At 48.9% G+C, this 2413-nt stretch carries 2 protein-coding genes; both read left to right on the top strand.

The window, feature by feature from the left end:
* The first annotated feature begins 621 nt into the window (after positions 1–621).
* A complete protein-coding gene (locus J1785_RS01720) occupies positions 622–972 on the top strand; it encodes an SH3 domain-containing protein (RefSeq protein WP_071889847.1) in 351 nt (116 codons plus the stop codon).
* 18 nt (positions 973–990) lie between these two features.
* Complete coding sequence (locus tag J1785_RS01715) at positions 991–2211, top strand: ISL3 family transposase (RefSeq protein ID WP_217218668.1); 1221 nt, start codon at positions 991–993, stop codon at positions 2209–2211.
* Positions 2212–2413 lie beyond the last annotated feature (202 nt).

Genomic DNA, 2413 nt, shown 5'->3' with positions numbered 1-2413 from the left:
TTACTATCCATTTTATAAAAATGGCATTATACGGCAAATGAGGGAAATAGTGCCTGGGAAAGAGGGGTTATGATTAACTCATTGATTTAAAAATTGTTGGTGGGTCGTGGCGGGTTCGAACCGCCGACCAATTGATTAAGTGCGTAGAACCACCCTCTGAATCATCAACTTACCGCAAGTAGCCTCGCTCACACGTCCCGACATGCAAAAAGATGGCAAGCGTAGTTAACGCTCGTCATTTCATATGCGTCCCACCTTTGTCCCAGTCACTTCCGATATGAGATGTCAAATCACATAACCCATGTTTTTCAGAGAGTAACATTTATCTTCTCCATGATGGTCTGTGTAATCACGGAAGTAAGTTTGATAGCGCTCGATCCACGCATTCACCTCCTGCTTTGACCAGAAGTGATGTAAGCTTCGCTAACTCTGAAACGAATCGAGCCGTCGTCACAACCTGGCCGCGCTTATGATCTCGCGTGAGGCTCCTGACGAATGCCTCTCTGATGTCTGAATTCTTTGGCATAGCCCCTTAAAAATACTGTTCATTGCATGGGTCTTCCCCTGTTGTGGTGGCTATTGTAGGATTTTGGCTGTTCACCGAACAATGGGAGATGTCACTTGAATAATGCTGCTGTTGTCATCAAAAATTACACTTCTGCTTTTCCTGACCCCATTTCGATAACGAAGAATGATACTGTCGTTATCAGCCATTGTGACCTTGAATATCCGGGGTGGGTATGGATAACACTCCCCTCAGGCAAAGCCGGATGGGCTCCCCAACAAATATTTTCTCCCCTCAGTTCTAATGAAGTTACCTGTCTTGAAGACTACACGGCCCTTGAATTATCAGTCAGGTCCAGCGAGAAAATTACTGTCATCAAGTCTCTTAATGGCTGGTACTGGGCGCTTAAACACTCTGGAGAGTCTGGTTGGGTGCCAGAAGAATGTGTAAATCTTTTAAGTATCTAATCAACCCGGAGCACTTTCATGGACGAAAAATCCCTCTATGCTCATATCCTTAACCTGTCCGCACCGTGGCAGGTTCAGTCCCTTTCCCTTGATGAAAAATCCGGTTCTGTGACGGTCATTGTCGGCATTGCTGGGCACGCACAACTAACCTGCCCAACCTGCGGTAAATCCTGCTCCATACATGATCACCGGCGGCGTAAATGGCGTCACCTTGACACCTGTCAGTTCACCACGCTGGTTGAGGCTGATGTCCCCCGCGTTGACTGCCCAGAGCACGGTTGCCAGACACTGCCGATTCCCTGGGCAGGGCCAGGCAGCCGCTACACTTTGCTGTTCGAGGCCTTTGTTCTCTCATGGCTGAAAATCAGCACCGTGGATGCTGTCAGAAAGCAACTTAAACTCAGTTGGAATGCCGTGGACGGCATTATGATGCGCGCAGTCAGACGAGGATTAGCCCGGATAAAACAACCCTTATCGGCGCGTCACCTCTGCGTAGATGAAGTTGGGTTCAAAAAAGGACATCAGTACGTCACCGTAATCTCTGACAGGCAAGGACGGGCTTTGCAACTGACCGATGATCGCGGTGTAGAAAGTCTTGCCAGTTATCTGCGTAGTCTGAGAGATCACCAGCTTGATGAGATAAAAACGCTGTCTATGGACATGAACATGGCCTATATCAGTGCAGCCCGCATCCATCTCCCAAATGCCGTCGATAAAATCGCCTTCGATCACTTCCATGTGGCAAAAATGTTGTGCGCCGTCGTTGATAAAACCCGCCACGCTGAGATGAAACAGATCCCGTCGTCAGAAAGGAAAGATGCCCACCGCTCACGCTATCTGTGGTTTTACAGCAAACAAAACCGCCTCGGGCGCCGGGCTGAGAGGTTAGAAGTTGCCCGTCTGGTGTTACCCCAAACGAGCCAGTGCTGGGCAATGAAAGAGCTTGCTCGGGATCTTTGGCACCGCAGGTATGACGATCATAGCCGTAAGCTGTGGCAGGAATGGATGGCGATGGCCAAAGACACCGGCATACCGCTCATGGCCAGCGTTGCCCGCATGGTGGCAAAGCGCCTTTACGGCATCCTGAATGCAATGAAAAACCGGGTATCGAACGGCAATGCGGAGTCTCTGAACAGTAAAATACGGCTGCTGAGGATCAAATCACGAGGCTTCAGGAATAAAGAACGGTTCAAGCTGGGTGTAATGTTCCACTATGGGAAACTGAATATGGCGTTCTGAGTCTCCCACCATGATCGGGGAAGACCCTCATGCATACAGTGCAATCACGATGATTTTAATTGTGAAGCGGGAAAAGCCGGAGAAATCTCAGGTACCTGAGCAGCAACGAAAGAATGGGTGAAGAAGGTTTCTTGTAAGGGGCCTTGTTGCTACAATCTTGAGACAAAACTCAAAGGTATAATTTCATGCGAAGACTTAAAGG

It is taken from the genome of Rahnella perminowiae (assembly GCF_019049755.1).
Taxonomy (GTDB): domain Bacteria; phylum Pseudomonadota; class Gammaproteobacteria; order Enterobacterales; family Enterobacteriaceae; genus Rahnella; species Rahnella perminowiae.
The sequence above is the reverse complement of the archived record's forward strand: the minus strand, read 5'-3'. Positions and strand labels throughout refer to the sequence as shown.